The sequence below is a fragment of the Sphingomonas sp. PR090111-T3T-6A genome (genome assembly GCF_000383095.1).
Lineage (GTDB): Bacteria > Pseudomonadota > Alphaproteobacteria > Sphingomonadales > Sphingomonadaceae > Solisphingomonas.
The window spans coordinates 127,620-145,529 of record NZ_AORL01000019.1; the positions used below are offsets into that span (position 1 = coordinate 127,620).

Genomic DNA, 17,910 nt, shown 5'->3' on the forward strand with positions numbered 1-17,910 from the left:
GTCAGTCGACCGGGTCTTCCCCGGTGAAGATGCTCTTGAGAAGGTGGAAGCCCTTGAAGATCGTTTCCATCTGCTTGCTCGGCGGGCCGGTGGGAGGCCCCGGATCGCCCTTCCCCGGCTCGCCGGGATGGCGGACCATCTCGCCCGGCTCGGCCCGCGCCTCCGGGAAGGGCAGGCGCGGCGGCGGGCGGCGACGCTTCGCGCAGACCACGATCTGGTCTGCCACGTCCTCCGGACAGGCCTCGTCGAGCCTCCCGGGCGTCGTGATGCTCGTCATCGCGTGATAATGTGCCATCGCCTGCTCGGCCGTGATGCCGGACTGCGGGCTTGCGACGGGCGGTGCCTGTGATGCTGCGGCAGCGAAAAGTACCAACGCTGCCATGCTCGACATCGTAACACGCCTTCCCTAACGCTCGACACAGTTTTCAGGGCCGCAGGAGCCATCATGCCCAGCAACCATGTCGCCGCAAGCCATGTTCTCGATCGCGTCCTCGTTCTCGAAATGGTGCGCGTCACCGAAGCGGCGGCGATCGCGGCGGCGAAGCTCGTGGGGCGCGGCGACGAGAAGGCGGCCGACGCCGCCGCCGTCGAAGCCATGCGTCAGGCGTTCAACGAGCTGGAGTTCGACGGCACCGTCGTGATCGGTGAGGGCGAGCGCGACGAGGCGCCGATGCTCTATATCGGCGAGAAGGTTGGCACCGGGAACGGCCCCAAGATCGACATCGCGCTCGATCCGCTGGAGGGCACCACCATCACCGCCAAGGCCGGGCCGAACGCGCTCGCCGTTCTCGCCATCGCCGAGGAAGGCTGCCTGCTGAACGCGCCCGACGTCTATATGGACAAGCTGGCGATCGGGCCGGGCTATGAGCGCGGGCTCGTCTCGCTCGATCGCACGCCGACCGAGAATGTCTGCGCCTTCGCCAAGGCCAAGGGCGTGGAGCCGTCCGAGATCACCGTGATGGTGCTCGACCGCCCGCGCCACGAGAAACTGATCGCGGAGCTGCGCGGCCTCGGCTGCGGCATCCACCTGATCCCCGACGGCGACGTGGCCGGCGTGATCGCGGTCACCAACCCGGACACGACGATCGACATGTATATGGGCTCGGGCGGCGCGCCGGAGGGCGTGCTGGCGGCGGCCGCGCTGTCGTGCGTCGGCGGGCAGTTCCAGGGCCGTCTCCTGTTCCGCAATGACGACGAGCGGGCGCGCGCCGCCAAGTGGGGCGTGACCGACCTCAACCGCATCTATGAGCTGGAGGATCTCGTCCGCGGCGATGCGATCTTCGCGGCCACCGGCGTGACCGACGGTTCGCTGCTCGCGGGCGTCAAGCGCCGCAAGGATGGCGTGATGACCACCGACAGCGTGGTGATGCGCGCCTCGTCGCGCACGATCCGCTGGGTGAAGGGCGAGCACCACCGCCAGCGCTGATCCGGCTGGCCGGGCGGCGTTCCCAAGCGGGCGCCGATCGGCTACCCCGCCGGCATGAGCGCGAGTGCCCCCTGCGGAGTGACCCATTCGATCCTTGGCCAGCCCTGGCGCTGGCGGGGACTGGCCAATGACGACAGTGACACGGGCTTCCGCCCGGATGCCCTGGTCGACCAGTTGCTGCTGACCCGCGGCTGCCCGCGCGACGCGCTGGAGTCGCATCGCAGCCCGACGATCCGGGGCTTCATGCCCAACCCGTCGATCTTCCGCGACATGGACCGCGCCGCCGACCGGCTCGCCGATGCGATCGAGCGATCCGAGCCGGTGACGATCTTCGGCGACTATGACGTGGACGGCGCGACCTCGGCGGCGCTGCTCGTCCGCCTGCTGCGTGATCTGGGGCTGCGGGCGGGCATCTACATCCCCGACCGCCTGCTGGAGGGCTATGGCCCCTCCGCCGACGCGCTGGTGCGGCTGGCGGGGGAGGGGGCGAGCCTCGTCGTCACCGTCGACTGCGGCGCGCAGGCGTTCGAGGCGCTTCAGGCGGCCAAAGATGCCGGGCTCGACGTGATCGTCGTCGACCACCACAAATGCTCGACCGCGCTCCCCGTGGCGCACGCGCTGGTCAATCCCAACCGCCTCGACGAGGATGAAGGCGCGGCGCACGGCCATCTCGCCGCCGTCGGCGTGGCGTTTCTTTTGGGCGCGGCGCTGATCCGCACGCTTCGCGCGCGGGGCTGGTTCGCCAACCGGGCAGAGCCCAAGCTGCTCGACCTGCTCGACATCGTCGCGCTCGGTACGGTGGCGGACGTGGCACAGTTGAAGGGTCTCAACCGCGCTTTCGTGACGCAAGGGCTGAAGGTGATGGCCGGCCGCCGCAACATCGGCCTCGCCGCGCTGATCGAGGCCTCGCGGCTGACGCGCGATCCGACGTGCACCGATCTCGGTTTTGCGCTCGGCCCGCGCATCAATGCGGGCGGTCGCGTGGGCCGCGCCGATCTCGGCGTCCGCCTGCTCACCACCGAGGACGAGGGCGAGGCCCGTGCCATCGCCGCCGAACTCGACCAGCTCAACGAGGAACGCCGCGCCATCGAGCAGGCCGTCCGCGACGAGGCCGAGGCGCTGCTGGCAGCACAGGGCAATCGCTCGGTGGTGCTGATCTCGGGCGCGGGATGGCACCCCGGCGTGATTGGCATCGTCGCCAGCCGCATCAAGGAGCGCGCCCAGCGCCCCGCGATCATCGTCGCGGTGGACGAGGGCATCGGCAAGGGCTCGGGCCGCTCGGTGACGGGCGTGGACCTCGGCGCGGCGGTGATGGCGGCGAAGGACGCGGGGTTGCTGGTCGCGGGCGGTGGCCATGCGATGGCGGCGGGCCTGACGGTCGAGGCGGAGCGGCTGGATGCGCTGGCGGATTTTCTCGACGATCGCCTCGCCGCCGACGTCGCTGCGGCGTCCGAGGCGCGGGCGCTGCTGGTGGATGCGGTGGTCGGGCCGGGCGGCGTCACGCCGGAACTGGTCGAGGCGCTGGAAGCGGGTGGCCCCTATGGCGCCGGCTGGCCGAGCCCGCGCGTCGCAGCAGGGCGGGTGCGTGTGGTGAAGGCGGATATCGTCGGCAAGAACCATGTCCGCGCGATCGTGGCGGGTGAGGATGGCCGGCCGATCAAGGCGATGGCTTTCGGTCAGGCCGACACCCCACTGGGCGCGGCGCTGCTGGGGGCAGGGCCGCAGCGTCGCCTTTGGCTGGCCGGCCGCGCGAAGATCGATGACTGGGGCCAGCGCCGCGCGGCTGAATTGCACATCGACGACGCGGCCTGGGCGGATTGATGCGCAAGCGCGCTTGACCCGGCGGCACGCCTGCCCTAAGCGCCCCTCCACAGCCGGACGGCCCCATCGTCTAGCGGTCTAGGACGTCGCCCTTTCACGGCGAAAACACGGGTTCGAGTCCCGTTGGGGTCACCACCTTCATCCGGATAGCTGGATTTCCGGCAGGACCGCGCAATCTCGTAGCTTTGGCACCGCCCGGTGGTACAAAGGGGTGGTACAAATGAGATTGCGTATGCCGGGGCCCACCAAGCACTCAAAGTCCAAATATCTCTGGTTCAGGATGGGGGTTCCGCACCGCCTGCGCCATCGTGTCGGCAAGACCGAGATCAAGTTGTCACTCCACACCCTGGAGCCGAATGAGGCGAAGCTGGCGCACGCCCGCCTGCAGGCGGAATGGCGAGCGAAATTCCAGGTGCTGGATCGCGAGATCGCTGAAGAGAGCCTCGCTCGAGCGCCCGCCCTTGTCGATCAAACCATACGCCAACTTGCGGAGCCTCACGATCAGCTCGACCCCGTCATCTACGGTTTTCTCAAGTTCCTCGCCTATCGCGTCGTCACCTCCTGGGGACAGGAAGCGTACCGTGACTTCAACGCAAAGCTGGCATTCGCCGGCGAGCCTGACGAGGCAGACTGGGCGGATAGCGGTGAGCCGGTCTCGCTCATCTCGGACGATGAGAAGGCGCCGCTTGTTGCGAGGATGCGGGTGAGCCAGCGTTCATTCGAGACCCAGGGCCTGGCGTTTCGCGAGATCGCAACGAAGGCATTGAACGACCAAGCTTGGCATCTCGTCAGCCCCGAGGTCTCGCTCATATCAAGTGTGACAGGAGTCGAAATTCCCAACCAGAGCTCGCTCTACGATGCAGTCGCAGAAGCGTTCCTCACCGTCCTGTCGAACTACCGCCTCGCCAGTTGGGATGAGCATCTGATCGTGATGTACAGTCCTTCGGTATCGACGCCCCAGCCGGAGGCGCCAGGCGCTGTCCGTCATGTTGTTGCGGAGGCATCTGCACCGGTATTGTCACAAGGTGGAAGGAAGCTCTCGGAGGGACTGACAAGATGGCAGGCGCTTGCCGCTCCACGGCCGCAGTCCTTTCTCGAGGCTCAACGCGCGGTCGGCCGTTTCATCAACCTCTTTGGGGATTTGCCGATCGGTGAAATCACGAGGGACGCTGCGCTGGAATATCGCGACCTCATTGAGGACATGCCGGCCAACCTGACTCCCGAGAAGATAGAGAAAAAGGGTGGATCGCTCCGCACCATCATCGAGGAAGCGAGGCGGGGGGCAGGTGCCTACCGAAAGCTCGCACCTGCGTCGATCAAGAAAGACGTTGGTGCCTTGCAGGCAATTCTGGGCGCGTTGGCGAATGAAGGCTGGATCGCACAGAATGTCGCCTCCGGCATACGGATCAGCGGTTATTCGAAAACACGCAAAGGGCAGGTCAACCCTCGTCTGCCTTTCCGCCCGTCCATGATGCAGGCGCTTTTCGACTCGCCGTTGTTCAACGGATGTGCGGGGCAATCCGATACGCAGCGAACGGTACCCGGCGACAGGCTCTATCAGGACGAGCTTTACTGGTCGTTCCTGTTTGCCGCGACGGCCGGACCGCGCCTCGAGGAGATCGGGCAGATCCGGCTCGGCGATATCGACGAGGTCGATCTGCGACGCGCATATGGTCCCGGGTTCGAAGGAACCTGCACGGTGATTTATCTGACCGGAACGGGAGAGGACCAGAGCACCAAAACCGACGAATCGGATCGGGTCATTGTGATCCATCCTCGCCTGCTCGAGCTTGGTTTCTCTGACTATGTTCGCCAGCGAAAGGCCGCGGGTGCGGGACATCTCTTCGAACTGACCCGCGACAAGGACGGCAAGTTCACCCGCGAACTCAGTCGGCGGCTGAACCGGTACATTGATCGCGTCGTGACCAACGACAAGCGCTATACTTTTCATTCGCTACGTCACGAATGGAAGGATCGCGCTGAGGAATCAGACATTGATGAGAAGCTTCGGGACCAGATTACTGGGCATGCGCCCGCGACCGTCGGGCGACGATATGGCCTGGGCGCCTCGATACGGCGGCAGTATGTGGAGCTTCAGAAGCTGAACCTCCATTTCATCGATTGGCCACGCCTGATATCTGCAAAAGATAATGGTTCCCATTAAAGCATATGGAGCTAAAATGATACAATATCATCTAAAAATTGGGAATACTATTGGCGTCAAGAAAGATTTATTTTCGCATTAATCGGCTTTTTCTGGAGTGCCCGTTTGTCGTAGGGCGCGCTTTGTCCAATATTTCTGCAATTACTAAGAGGACAAGCGGAGCTAGATTTTCATCAATTTTTCCTGACTCGACGGATGCACACCAATCGTCCATGTGCGGTTCGATTTGATCAAGGGCTAGAGCAGCGTCTCCCTGGAACGGATGCGCTGGGGTCTCGCTATTCTCTTCCTCGAGTTGTTGATAGGCCTGCATCATCGCTTCGGCATCAGTGAGTTTATAGCCACGTATGCTGTGCCTCAGATCTTCGGGGTCTCTCAGAGCAGCATCGCCGGCCTCCCAATGTCGTAAGCAAATGTCCATCAGCGCTCGACGAATCTCTTCGTCAAAATGCTCGTTTCCACCGAGAGCGTCGATTGCGCGCTGCAGAAAGCGCGACTCCCGTTGGCGTGCCAGTTCTTCCTTGGTGCGAGGGCGGCTCATTGAAAGCTGCTCGGTCGATTGCCGTGATCGCGGCTGCAATGGCGAGATGATACGCATCAACTGGAACGCTGGACCCAGCACCACGACGTCGCGGATCTGGCGCTCGACGGCGGCTGCAAGCTGGGTTTGCAAAACCGTGACTTGTTCGGCTTCGCAGGCTTCGACCTGAGCCTGGGCGCTAGCTACGGCGGCTTGCGCTTGCTCCAGCGCCGCTTGGGAAGCTTGCAGCTGCCTCTTCGCGCTCAGCAGATCGTTGCGACTGCTAGCCACCTGACTCGGAAAGCCCTTCGAACTGTCTCTCCAACGGATGGTCTTGGCCTTCGCCGTGACCTTTCTGTTGTCCCTGGCGAAAGGCGCCTGGTTGTGTTCGATCCAAGCGATCCAATGTTCCAGATCGGGCTTCGAGCCGCTCAGGGAGTGGATGAGGTCCGTGACCATCGCTTCGGTCAGCCAATTAGCTTTGAGCTTCTCGATCACGTCATCACGCATATGCCACTCCCAGGAGGCTGCGCGCAAAGCAGCCTCGGCATTCTGCATGTCCAGGCTTCATGAAAATATGGTTGCCTCGCAGACGCTTTGCAGCGTCTCTCGGATCATTTTCCCTGCCTATTCGGCAGCGCAGGTTTTGACCGAATAGGCAGGGGAAAGAACCTCTCGCTCCAGCGAGGAGGCCTTAAAATAGGCAGGGAGACCAGCCTTTTCATCCCTGAAAGAAATTTAGGCGCAATACCGTAGATTTGGGGAAACCCAAATCTACTGCGCGAGCGGGGAAAATTTCCCCGCGTTGGCCAGAGCAGACCGCTCGACGAGCGGCAGCTTGGTGCGGAGCGGCGACGCCGCTCCTGGGTCTATGCCCGGCCAGCACGGGCGCCGACGAAAGGATATTGATGACACCAAGGCGGCGCACGCGAGATCCGGTCGCGAGACGATAAAGCTCGATCAGCGATCCGCCGAACAGCTTGATAGGATTGGACGCCGCCGCTCGTTCGTTCAGCTTACATCAGGGCGGCAGTTGTACGGCGGCATTGGGGACTTTGTTGCCGTTCACGGCCGGCCCCCTCAACGTCAGCTTCCGGCGAGAGCGGTCATTCGTCCGCCGGCCGCGGCTATGTCGGTAACCGCCCGGACGGCACGGGATTAATTGTACCGGCGAGCCGATCCCGTCGACAATAGTACAGACGCCCCCGCGATCAGGACCGCGGCTAGAAGCGTGGATTGACAAACCAAACGGACCAGCACTCCTGGAAAACGGATTGACGAACCGCAACGCGGCCGACACTTTCTTCGCAATTGCAACATGAGGGATGATAGCAGGCTTGCGGATCGTGATCGTCGATGACACGGGGCTGCGGGCGAGCATCCTTGAAGACGGTCTGAGCGAGGCCGGCTTCGACGATATCCATGTCGTTCCCCCGCGCGGTGGCTTCGTTGCACGAATCGAGCGCTTGGCGCCGGATGTGGTGCTGATGGATCTGGGCTCCCCCAGCCGAGATACGCTGGAGGAAATGCTCGTGGTCAGTCGCGCGCTGGCGCGTCCGATCGCCATGTTCGTCGATCAGTCGGACGATGCCATGATCGGGGCGGCAATCGATGCCGGCATCTCGGCCTATGTGGTGGACGGGTTGCGCAAGGAACGCGTGAAGCCGATCCTCGACCTCGCCATCCGCCGTTTCAATGCCTTCGCGCGCATGCAGAGCGAACTCGCCGAGGCCCGCACCGCGCTCGCGGAGCGCAAGACCATCGACAGGGCCAAAGCCATCCTGATGAACAGCCGCCAACTCTCCGAGCCCGACGCCTATGCCCTGTTGCGCTCGACCGCGATGAATCAGGGCCGTCGCATCGTCGAGGTGGCCGAGGCGCTGATCACGGCCAGCGATCTGCTCGGAGGCGGCGCATGACCCGCATATCTGCCGCCTTCCTGCCGCTGACCGACAGCGCGGTGCTGGTTGCCGCGCGCGAGAAGGGCTTTGCCGCCACGCAGGACATCGAGTTGGATCTGGTCCGCTCCGAAAGCTGGGCGACGCTGCGCGACCGGCTGGTCTACGGCCAGGTGCAGGCGGCGCACATGCTGGCGCCGCTGGCGATCGCGGTGACGCTGGGGTTGAGCCAGCATCCGGCCTCGCTGGCGACACCGTTCAAGCTCAGCGTCAACGGCAACCTGCTGGTGATGGGCACCGCGTTTGCTGCCGCGCTCGACCCAGACATCCTACGCCGCATCGAGGACCCGGTGGCGACCGCGCACGACTTTGCTGCTGCGATCGGTCTCTATCGACGCAAGCCGGTGATCGGCATCGTCCATCGCTTCTCCTGCCATGCGCTGCTGCTGCGCTACTGGCTCAGCTCTGCGGGCATGGACCCGGACCGTGATCTGGTGCTGCGGGTTCTACCGCCGTCGCTGATGGGCGCCGCGTTGAAGGCGGGCGAGATCGACGGCTTTGTTGCCGGCGAGCCCTGGAGCACCGTCGCGGTGCAGGAGGAGCAGGCGGAGATCGTCGCCGTGGGCGCCCGCATCTGGCAGCGCGGCGTCGAGAAGGTGCTGGCGCTCCGCACCGAATGGATGGAGGCGAATGCCGAAACGGTCGATCGGCTACTGATCGCGCTCGATCGCGCTGCCGCCTGGTGCGACGATCCCGCCAACCATATCGAGCTCGCCGGCCTGCTAGCGCGACCGGGCTATGTCGACCGCCCGGCCGAGGCGATCCTTCCGGCATTGACGGGGCGGTTGGTGGCGCGGCCGGGCGAAGCGCTCGTCGAGGTGCCGGCAACGATGCTGTTCCACCGCGAGGCAGCCGGCTTCCCGTGGCGAAGCCAGGGGCTGTGGATCTATTCGCAACTGGTCCGTTGGGGGATGGCCGAGGCATCGCTGGAAGCAGAGCGGCTGGCGGCCGGGGTGTTTCGTTCTGACGTCTATCGCCGTGCGCTGGGCGGCGTCGGAGTGCCAATGCCGGGAGCGAGTCTGAAGGTCGAGGGCGCGCTGTCCGAGCCGATGGCGGTCGGATCGCACAGCGCGGGCCTGACGCTCGGTCCCGACCGTTTCTTCGACGGACGGGTCTTCGATCCGGCCGACATCACCGCCTATCTCAACGGCTTCCGTCGCTGATATTTTTGCACTTGCGAAATGCGACGCTTTGATGAAGTCTTGACCCGTCGCGCAAGGATGCGCGCTTAGCGGAGTCGAGCCTCAACGACGGGGCTTCCTCCACCATGAGATCAGCAAAGCCGCTGTCCGGCCATCGCCATGCGCGAGGGGCTGGTGGCGGCTTTTTTCGTGTCCACGCTTTTCGACGGGGGATTTGATATGGCGACCGCCTATTGGCCGGACGGACGGGAAGAGACCGGCAGCGGCTTCTGGAGCGCGGGCCACAAGCCGACTTTGATCGCGGCCTTCCTCTATTTCGACCTAGCGTTCATGGTCTGGGTGCTGCTCGGTCCGCTGGCACCGGAGATCGCCCGCACGCTGCATCTGACGGCGGCGCAAAAGGGCCTGATGGTCGCGACCCCGACGCTCGCCGGAGCCGTCCTTCGATTGGTGAACGGGCTGGCGGTCGATCGCATCGGGCCGAAACGCGCCGGTACGATCAGTCAGGTCATCGTCATCGCCGGCCTGCTGTTCGCCTGGGGCGTCGGGATCAGCAGCTTTGCCGGCACGCTGGCGCTCGGCGTGATCCTGGGGTTCGCGGGAGCCAGCTTCGCGATCGCGTTGCCGCTGGCCAGCCGCTGGTATCCACCCGAGCATCAGGGCAAGGCGATGGGGATTGCCGGCATGGGCAATTCGGGCACGGTGTTCGCCTCGCTGTTCGCGCCGATGCTGGCGAAGGCGCTCGGCTGGAACGCGGTGCTGGGCCTGGCCTGCATCCCTCTGTCGATCGTGCTGGTGGCCTATCTGGCGATGGCCAAGGATGCGCCCGGCACGTCCGCGCCCAGGCGCCTGATCGACTATCTCCAGCCGTTGAAGCAGGCGGACGCCTGGTGGCTGATGGCCTTCTACGCCGTGACGTTCGGGGGTTTCGTCGGGCTGGCGGCCTCGCTGCCGATCTACTTCACCGAGGCCTTCGGGCTGACCATCGTCATGGCCGGCACCTGCACCGCGGCCTGTGTCTTCGCCGGATCGCTGGTGCGGCCGCTGGGCGGGGCGCTGGCGGATCGGATCGGCGGGGTGAAGACGCTGAGCCTGGTCTATCTGGTCGCCGCGGCGGCACTGGCCGGCGTCAGCGGCGCGCCGACGTTGGGAAGCGCGCTCGGCCTATTTGTGGTGGCGATGCTGGCGCTCGGCACCGGCAATGGCGCGGTGTTCCAGCTGGTCCCGCAGCGCTTCCGCGCGGAGATCGGGGTGATGACCGGGCTCGTCGGCATGGCGGGCGGCATCGGCGGCTTCTACCTCGCCTCGTCGCTGGGCATCGCCCGGCAGCTGACCGGCAGCTTCGCGCCGGGCTTCCTCATCTTCGCAGGTCTCGCGCTGGCGGCCGCTATGGCGCTGGCCGCGATCAAGGGGCGGTGGCGCGCGACGTGGGACGCGGCGGCGGCCGGCGTCCGCATTTGATCGGAGCGACAGACATGGACTTCTACGAACAGGATCTGGGTGCCGCGGCTGACGACCGGACGGTGCAGGCCGCACTTCCGCACCTCGTCGTCATCGGCAACGGCATGGCTGGGTGCCGCGCGGTGGAGGAACTTCTGGCGCGGGACGCCGGCCGCTACCGCGTCACCATCTTCGGCGCCGAGCCGCATGTGAACTATAACCGCATCATGCTCTCGCCGGTGCTGGCGGGGGAGAAGACGTTTGACGAGATCGTCATCAACGATCGCGCCTGGTACGCCGACAACGGCATCGATCTAATCGTCGCGGACCCGGTCGAGAGGATCGACCGCGCCGCGAAGACGGTCACTTCCCGCTCGGGCCGTACCGTCGCCTATGACCGGCTGCTGATCGCGACGGGCTCGGATCCCTTCATCATTCCGGTGCCGGGCCGCGATCTGCACGGCGTTATCGGCTTCCGCGACCTGCACGATGTCGACCGCATGCTGGCGGCGGCGGAGAAGGGTGGCGACGCGGTCGTCATCGGCGGCGGACTGCTCGGGCTGGAGGCAGCCCATGGCCTGACCCTGCGCGGCATGAAGGTGACGGTGCTGCACATCATGCCGACGCTGATGGAGCGTCAGCTGGACGAGGCGGCGGCATGGCTGCTCAAGACCGCGCTGGAGGCGCGCGGTCAGACCATCCTGACCGGCGCCGACACCGCCGAGATCGTCGGCGACGGATGGGTCGAGGGCGTGCGCCTGAAGGACGGGCGCGAGATTCCGGCGAGCCTGGTCGTGATGGCGGTCGGCATTCGTCCGTCGGTGGCACTGGCGCGGGAATGCGGGCTGGAGGTCGGGCGCGGCGTCAAGGTCGACGACCATATGGTGACCTCAGACCCCGCGGTGCTCGCGGTCGGCGAATGCGTCGAGCATGACGGCCTGGTCTATGGCCTCGTGGCGCCGCTGTGGGAGATGTGCCGCGCCTTGGCCGACGGTCTGGTCGAGCAGCCGACCGGCTATCGCGGCTCGGTGACCTCGACCAAGCTGAAGGTCGCCGGGCTGGATGTCTTTTCGGCGGGCGATTTCTCCGGTGGCGAAGGCACGGAGGACATCGTGTTGCGCGATGCCTCGCGCGGCATCTACAAGCGGGTGGTGCTGAAGGAGGATCGCGTCGTCGGCGCCGTCCTTTACGGCGATACGGCCGATGGCGGCTGGTATTTCGACCTGATGCGCAAGGGCGAGGATGTCGCGATGCTGCGCGACATGCTGATCTTCGGCCAGGCCTATGCCTCCGGGGGTGGGCGCACGGACCCTAAGGCGGCCGTTGCGGCGCTTTCCGACGACACGGAAATCTGCGGCTGCAACGGCGTCAGCAAGGGCCAGGTGGTCGCCGCCATCGCGGGCGGCGCATGCAGTCTGGATGCGGTGCGCGCCACCTGCAAGGCGTCGGCGAGCTGCGGCTCCTGTACCGGGCTGGTCGAGACCTTGCTGGCGGTGACGCTGGGCGACGAGGTCGAAAGCGGGCCGAAGACGATGTGCCAATGCACCAGCTTCACCCATGACGATGTGCGGCGGGAAATCGTGGCGCAGGGGCTGCGCTCGATCCCGGAGGTGATGCAGCGGCTGCACTGGTCGACGCCGGACGGCTGCTCCTCCTGCCGGCCCGCGCTCAATTATTACCTGCTCTGCGCGCTGCCGGGCGACTATGAGGACGACCAGCAGAGCCGCTTCGTCAACGAGCGGCTTCACGCCAACATCCAGAAGGACGGCACCTATTCGGTGGTGCCTCGGATGTGGGGCGGCCTCACCAATCCGCGCGAGCTGCGGGCGATCGCCGATGTGGTGGAGAAGTACCATGCACCGATGGTGAAGGTGACGGGCGGCCAGCGGCTCGACATCTTCGGCATCCGCAAGGAGGATTTGCCCGCCGTCTGGGCCGATTTGAACGCCGCCGGCATGGTCTCGGGCCATGCCTATGGCAAGGCGCTGCGCACGGTGAAGACCTGCGTCGGCTCCGAATGGTGCCGCTTCGGCACGCAGGATTCGACCGGGCTCGGCGTCAAGCTCGAGAAGATGACCTGGGGCAGCTGGATGCCCCACAAGTTCAAGATCGCGGTCTCGGGCTGCCCGCGCAACTGCGCCGAGGCGACGATCAAGGACTTCGGCGTGGTCTGCGTGGACTCGGGCTATGAGCTCCATGTCGGCGGCAATGGCGGGATGAAGGTCCGCGTGACCGACCTGCTCTGCAAGGTCGCCACCGAGCAGGAGGCGATGGAATATTGCGCCGCCTTCACCCAGCTCTACCGCGAGGAGGCGCGCTATCTGGAGCGCACCGCGCCCTGGGTCGAACGGGTGGGGCTCGACTATGTGAAGCGGCGCATCGTCGAGGATGAGGGCAATCGCAAGGCGCTGACGCGGCGCTTCCTCCATTCCCAGAGCTTCAGCCAGGACGACCCATGGGCGACACGCGCCGCCGGCGCCGACCGGCAGCTTCACCATCCCATGGCCGAATTCCAGCCGATGCCGGCTGTCGCAGCGGAGTAAGCAGATGATCGGAGACTGGATCGATATCGGCTGGGTCGACGAGATCCCGGTGCGCGGTTCCCGCACGGTGCCTGTGGCGGGTGGCGAGGAGGTGGCGGTGTTCCGCACTGCCGATGGCAAGGTCTTCGCGCTCGCCAATCGCTGCCCGCACAAGGGCGGCCCGCTGAGCCAGGGCATCGTCCACGGTCACAGCGTCGCGTGCCCGCTGCACAATTGGCAGATCGCGCTCGCGACAGGCGAGGCACAGGGCGGCGACAAAGGCTGCGCGCCGACCATTCCGGTGAAGCTGAGCGGTGGTCGGGTGCTGCTGTGCCGGGCGTCGACGCTGAAGGCCGCTGCCTGACGATGACGGCCGTCCGCACCACCTGCGCCTATTGCGGTGTCGGTTGCGGCGTGCTGGCCGTGCCGACCGGGCCGCGATCGGTCGAGATCCGGGGCGATCCCGACCATCCCGCCAACAGCGGGCGGTTGTGCTCCAAGGGCACGCATCTGGGCGAAACGGTGGGGCTGGAAGGGCGCCTGATGCATCCGATGATCGGCGAGAAGCGCGCGAGCTGGGACAAGGCGCTCGACCTCGTGGCCCGTCGCTTCAAGGAAACGATCGCGCGACACGGGCCGGACAGCGTGGCCTTCTACGTCTCCGGCCAGCTGCTGACCGAAGATTATTATGTCGCCAACAAGTTGATGAAGGGCTTTATCGGCTCGGCCAATATCGACACCAATTCCCGGCTCTGCATGTCGAGCGCGGTGGCGGGGCATGTCCGTGCCTTCGGCGAGGATGTCGTCCCGGCGGGCTACGCCGACCTAGACGAGGCTGATCTGTTCGTGCTGGTCGGTTCCAACACAGCTTGGTGTCATCCGATCGTCTATCAGCGCATCCAGGCACGCCGCGCGGCGAGCGGGGCCAAGCTGGTGGTGATCGATCCGCGCCGGACCGAGACCTGCGAGGATGCCGATCTGCACCTCGCCATCCGGCCGGGTACGGACGTTGCGCTGATGAACGGCCTGCTGGCCCATTGCTGGCGGGAAGGGCTGTTGGATCAGCCCTATCTCGCCGCGGGCGTCAGCGTGCCGGAGGGCTTCTGGGAACATCTGGGCGAAGGGCAGGACCTGTGGACGGTCGCCGCGATATGCGACTTGCCGTCGGCGGACCTTCAGCGCTTCTACGAGCTCTTCGCCGCCCACCCTCGCACGATCACCCTGTTCAGCCAGGGCATCAACCAGTCGCTGCGCGGCACCGATCAGGTGAACGCGATCTGCAATGTCCATCTCGCCACGGGGCGGATCGGCAAGCCGGGTGCGGCGCCCTTTTCGATCACCGGTCAGCCCAATGCGATGGGGGGGAGGGAGGTGGGCGGCCTCGCCTCGAGCCTCGCCGCGCACATGGACTTCGCTCCCGAGCATGTCGCGCGGGTTGGCCGCTTCTGGTCGGCCCCGCACTTAGCGACGAAACCTGGCCTTAAGGCGGTCGACCTGTTCCGCGCGGTGGGCGAGGGGCGGATCAAGGCGCTGTGGATCATGGCGACCAATCCTGCCGTTTCGATGCCAGATGCCGGGCGCGTCCGCGACGCGCTGGCGGGCTGTCCCTTCGTCGTCGTCTCCGACGTGATCGCCGACACCGACACCACGCGCCTTGCGCATGTCCGTCTGCCGGCCGCCGGCTGGGGCGAGAAGGACGGCACCGTCACCAATTCGGAGCGGCGCATCAGCCGCCAGCGTCCGCTCTTCTCACTGCCCGGCGAGGCGCGACCGGACTGGTGGATCGTCAGCGAAGTCGGCCGCCGCATGGGGTGGGGGCATGCCTTCGCCTATGACCGCCCGGCCGATATCTGGCGTGAGCATGCCCGCCTTTCGACCTATCAGAACGAGGGGGCGCGCCTGTTCGACCTTGGGGACCATGCCGCGATCGGCAACGAGGCCTATGACGCACTGGAACCATTCTCCTGGGGCGGACGACCTTTCGCCGACGGGCGCTTCCCGACACCGGATGGCCGGGCGCGGCTGGTGCCGGTGCGGCAGGCCCCGCTCGCCGGGCCGCTCGCTCCATGGCCGATGACGCTCAACACGGGACGCTATCGCGACCAGTGGCACACGATGACGCGGACCGGCCTCTCGCCCAAGCTCTCCCGCCATCGCGAAGAACCGATGCTGGAGATCCATCCGCGCGACGCCGAAGCGCTGGGGCTTGCCGACGGGGATATCGCCCGTGTCGCGACGCCCCAGGGTGAGAGCCTGTTCCGGGTGAACCTCAGCGAAGGTCAGCGGATCGGCGAACTGTTCACTCCGATCCACTGGACCGATCGCCAATCGACCGGCGGCCGCACTGGCCTGCTGCCACGCCCGCTGGCCGATCCGCATAGCGGCCAGCCGGGTTTCAAGCAGACGCCCGCGCGAGCCGAGAAAGTCTCGGTCGAATGGCGCGGCTTCCTGCTGCTGAGCGGTTATGCCGAGCTGGTGCCGGATTGTCTGTGGGCAACACGGATCACGGTCCCTGCCGGCACGCTCTACGAGCTGGCGGGCGTGGGCGATCCGGTGCGGCTGGACGCTTGCCTGCCCAAGGGCGAACGCATCGAAGTGCGCGATGCCCGACGGGGCTTTCACCGCAAGGCTGTCATGGTCGATGGTCGGCTGATGGCCACGCTGTTCGTCGCCCACGACGGCAGCCTGCCGTCGCGCGACTGGCTGATCGCGCAACTGGGGGAGGCGGTGGGCGCCTCCGTCCTCGCCGGGCGTCCGGCCGGTGCGCAGGTCGATCGCGGTCCGATCGTCTGCGTCTGCCTTGACGTCGGACTGCACACGCTGACCGCCGCGATCGCCGCACACGGGCTCACCGATGTCGCGGCGGTCGGCAAGGCGTTGCAGGCCGGCACTAATTGCGGCTCCTGCCGACCGAGGATCGCCCAGATCATCCATAGTCAGAAGGAGATGCTCCATGCCGCGGAATGACGATTTCCTGCCAGGAGAGGTCTGGCTGGTCGGCGCCGGTCCGGGCGATCCGGAGCTGCTGACGCGCAAGGCCGAGCGGCTGCTGACGACAGCGGACATTGTCTTCCACGACGCACTGGTCGGCTGCGCCGTGCTGGATCTGGTGCCGGATCAGGTCGAGCGGGTGAGCGTCGGCAAGCGGTCGGGGCGTCACTCCAGGGATCAGAGCAGCATCAACGCCCTGCTGCTGACGGCGGCCAAGGCGGGGCGTCGGGTGATACGGCTCAAGGGCGGCGACCCCTCGATCTTCGGGCGATCGACCGAGGAGATCCATCATCTCTTGGCGGCCGGGGTGACGGTGCGGATCTGTCCGGGCGTCACGGCAGCCAGTGCTGCCGCGGCGTCTGCTGGCATCTCGCTGACACTGCGCGGCGTTGCGCGTGGGCTGACATTGGTGACGGCGCACACCCGCGTCGGCGAGCCGTTGGCGCTGGACTGGCAGGCGCTGGCCGCGAGTTCCGCCACGCTCGCCATCTACATGGGACGTGTCGCAGCCGCCGAGGTGGCCCACGCTCTGGTCGCAGCCGGAATGGCAGCAGATACGCCTGTCCTGGTCGCCGTCAACGCGTCGCTGCCGACGGAGCGGCTGATCCGTGGCCAGCTTTCGGCTCTGCCATTTTTGGTGAAGGCCATCAGCGACGACGACCCGACAATGCTGCTGATCGGTGACGCAGTGGGATCGCGGACCCTCGGTCGAGGCGACCGGGATATTGGACAGCATTTTCGTGCTGACCGCGAGACCGCTAACCTTTGTCGCTCCTAGTCTCATGCCTTTTGATGCGTCCAATGCTGAGAGGCAGCGAACATCGTAAGCTGTAAGCCGGCAACGCCCCTTCGCCGCCATCCAATCGCCCGAACGATCGATCGGATGCGCTGAAAGTCGAAAATTGAGGCATTGCCGTCCCGTCGGTGCACCATCAGCGAACGACCGCTTCCGTTCAGTGCGGTCATACAGCGGTGGGTCTCGAATGTCTGATGTCGGCCGAGAGCCGCCAGCGGAGGCTGGGCCCAATCAATCGCATCCAGATTGGTGCTCTCTGGCGTGAACAGTCGGACGGCTGAGCGCCGCTTAGCAGCCATGGCCTGGCGTCACGTCGGCTATCGACTCCGGTCCGTCTGGTTTCTAGTCGTCAACCTTTTCCTGGCGGTGGATCGGAGCGGCGCGACTACCATCGCCTCTGTCATATTAGTCGCGCTCGCCTCCCTGGTTGAACTCTGGCCATCTGCCCTCGGCCGGATTTAAGCGGCGGCTTCGTCGCTGAACGATGCCATATGGTCGGACATGGCTTTCCGGTGAGCCGGACGGGCTTCGCCACGCGCCACATAGGCGGCGAGGTTCGGATAGGCGTCGAGCACAGCCGTGCCCCGTAATCCACCGAGCACCGAAACCATCATCAGATCGCCGAAGGTGAACGCGCCGCCGTCGAGAGTCTCCTTCTCACCCAGTGCGTCCGACAAATCCTTGAGACGTCCGTGAAGGTCATCGAGCACCTTGGGCCGGCGCGAGCTCGACCAGTCACGATCCGCTTCGAATATATCGACGACCGCGAGCTGCATCACCCAAGGCTCGACAGAGTTGAGAGCCGCAATCAGCCACTGCACTGCCTTTATGCGGGCGCTGGGCTCTGCCGGCACGAGCACCCCGTTCGTCTCGCAGATGTGCAACACGATCGCGCCGGATTCGAAAATCTCGACCTTATCGTCACGGAATGTCGGTATCTGTCCGAAAGGCTGGAAGTGGCGGTGGGTCTGGCTTTTGACATATGTGCCATCCACGAGATCGACCGCATAAGCTTGGCCGGCCTCTTCAAAGGCCCACCGTGCGCGAATGTCGCGAACGAAGCCGCGCGCGAACTCGGGGACCCATTTGAATGCGGTGATGGTCGGGACCATGGCTATCCTCTCCTCAGC

The 17,910-nt window shown here is 65.7% G+C and carries 13 protein-coding genes and 1 tRNA gene; 11 read left to right on the plus strand and 3 right to left on the minus strand.

Going from position 1 to position 17,910, the window contains the following annotated elements; genetic code table 11:
- Position 1: 1 nt before the first annotated feature.
- The gene (locus tag ST3T6A_RS0109445) at positions 2–391 is read right to left on the minus strand and encodes a hypothetical protein (RefSeq protein ID WP_157602678.1); all 390 of its coding nucleotides are present in this window, start codon (positions 389–391) and stop codon (positions 2–4) included.
- A gap of 54 nt (positions 392–445) precedes the next feature.
- Here ST3T6A_RS0109445 and glpX point away from each other — a divergent pair, with 54 nt between their 5' ends.
- The 4 genes from glpX to ST3T6A_RS0109465 all read left to right on the plus strand — a co-directional run bounded on the left by glpX (position 446) and on the right by ST3T6A_RS0109465 (position 5,411).
- The gene (glpX, locus tag ST3T6A_RS0109450) at positions 446–1,426 is read left to right on the plus strand and encodes a class II fructose-bisphosphatase (protein WP_019832670.1); all 981 of its coding nucleotides are present in this window, start codon (positions 446–448) and stop codon (positions 1,424–1,426) included.
- Between the two features lie 54 nt (positions 1,427–1,480).
- Positions 1,481–3,247 carry a single-stranded-DNA-specific exonuclease RecJ gene (gene recJ / locus ST3T6A_RS0109455; RefSeq protein ID WP_037538194.1) on the plus strand — a complete coding sequence of 589 codons (1,767 nt, stop codon included), beginning with the start codon at positions 1,481–1,483 and terminating at the stop codon, positions 3,245–3,247.
- A gap of 59 nt (positions 3,248–3,306) precedes the next feature.
- Positions 3,307–3,382, plus strand: a tRNA-Glu gene (locus ST3T6A_RS0109460).
- Between the two features lie 85 nt (positions 3,383–3,467).
- Positions 3,468–5,411 (plus strand): site-specific integrase, encoded by a 1,944-nt coding sequence (locus ST3T6A_RS0109465; RefSeq protein WP_157602681.1) that lies wholly within the window; start codon positions 3,468–3,470, stop codon positions 5,409–5,411.
- Between the two features lie 67 nt (positions 5,412–5,478).
- Here the strand turns inward: ST3T6A_RS0109465 and ST3T6A_RS0109470 are convergent, their stop codons facing one another.
- On the minus strand, positions 5,479–6,441 hold the full coding sequence (locus tag ST3T6A_RS0109470) for a hypothetical protein (RefSeq protein ID WP_157602684.1): 963 nt from the start codon (positions 6,439–6,441) through the stop codon (positions 5,479–5,481).
- An 827-nt stretch (positions 6,442–7,268) separates the two neighbouring features.
- On the opposite strand from ST3T6A_RS0109470, the gene ST3T6A_RS0109475 reads away from it, so the two are divergent.
- The 7 genes from ST3T6A_RS0109475 (at position 7,269) to cobA (ending at position 16,762) form a co-directional block, all read left to right on the plus strand.
- A complete protein-coding gene (locus tag ST3T6A_RS0109475; protein WP_019832674.1) occupies positions 7,269–7,850 on the plus strand; it encodes an ANTAR domain-containing response regulator in 582 nt (193 codons plus the stop codon).
- Complete coding sequence (locus ST3T6A_RS0109480; protein WP_019832675.1) at positions 7,847–9,052, plus strand: CmpA/NrtA family ABC transporter substrate-binding protein; 1,206 nt, start codon at positions 7,847–7,849, stop codon at positions 9,050–9,052. The genes ST3T6A_RS0109475 and ST3T6A_RS0109480 overlap by 4 nt, the downstream gene beginning before the upstream one ends.
- Before the next feature lie 198 nt (positions 9,053–9,250).
- A complete protein-coding gene (locus tag ST3T6A_RS0109485; RefSeq protein ID WP_026359569.1) occupies positions 9,251–10,492 on the plus strand; it encodes a nitrate/nitrite transporter in 1,242 nt (413 codons plus the stop codon).
- A gap of 14 nt (positions 10,493–10,506) precedes the next feature.
- The gene (nirB, locus tag ST3T6A_RS0109490; RefSeq protein ID WP_026359570.1) at positions 10,507–13,014 is read left to right on the plus strand and encodes a nitrite reductase large subunit NirB; all 2,508 of its coding nucleotides are present in this window, start codon (positions 10,507–10,509) and stop codon (positions 13,012–13,014) included.
- A gap of 4 nt (positions 13,015–13,018) precedes the next feature.
- On the plus strand, positions 13,019–13,357 hold the full coding sequence (gene nirD, locus ST3T6A_RS0109495) for a nitrite reductase small subunit NirD (RefSeq protein WP_019832678.1): 339 nt from the start codon (positions 13,019–13,021) through the stop codon (positions 13,355–13,357).
- Between the two features lie 2 nt (positions 13,358–13,359).
- The gene (locus ST3T6A_RS0109500; protein ID WP_026359572.1) at positions 13,360–15,960 is read left to right on the plus strand and encodes a nitrate reductase; all 2,601 of its coding nucleotides are present in this window, start codon (positions 13,360–13,362) and stop codon (positions 15,958–15,960) included.
- Positions 15,947–16,762, plus strand: a complete 816-nt coding sequence (gene cobA / locus ST3T6A_RS0109505; protein WP_019832680.1) for a uroporphyrinogen-III C-methyltransferase — start codon at positions 15,947–15,949, stop codon at positions 16,760–16,762. Before ST3T6A_RS0109500 ends, cobA begins: the two co-directional genes overlap by 14 nt.
- Before the next feature lie 476 nt (positions 16,763–17,238).
- Here cobA and ST3T6A_RS0109510 read toward each other — a convergent pair whose 3' ends face one another.
- Positions 17,239–17,892: a glutathione S-transferase family protein gene (locus tag ST3T6A_RS0109510; RefSeq protein WP_019832681.1), complete on the minus strand. Its 654-nt coding sequence runs from the start codon at positions 17,890–17,892 to the stop codon at positions 17,239–17,241.
- Positions 17,893–17,910 lie beyond the last annotated feature (18 nt).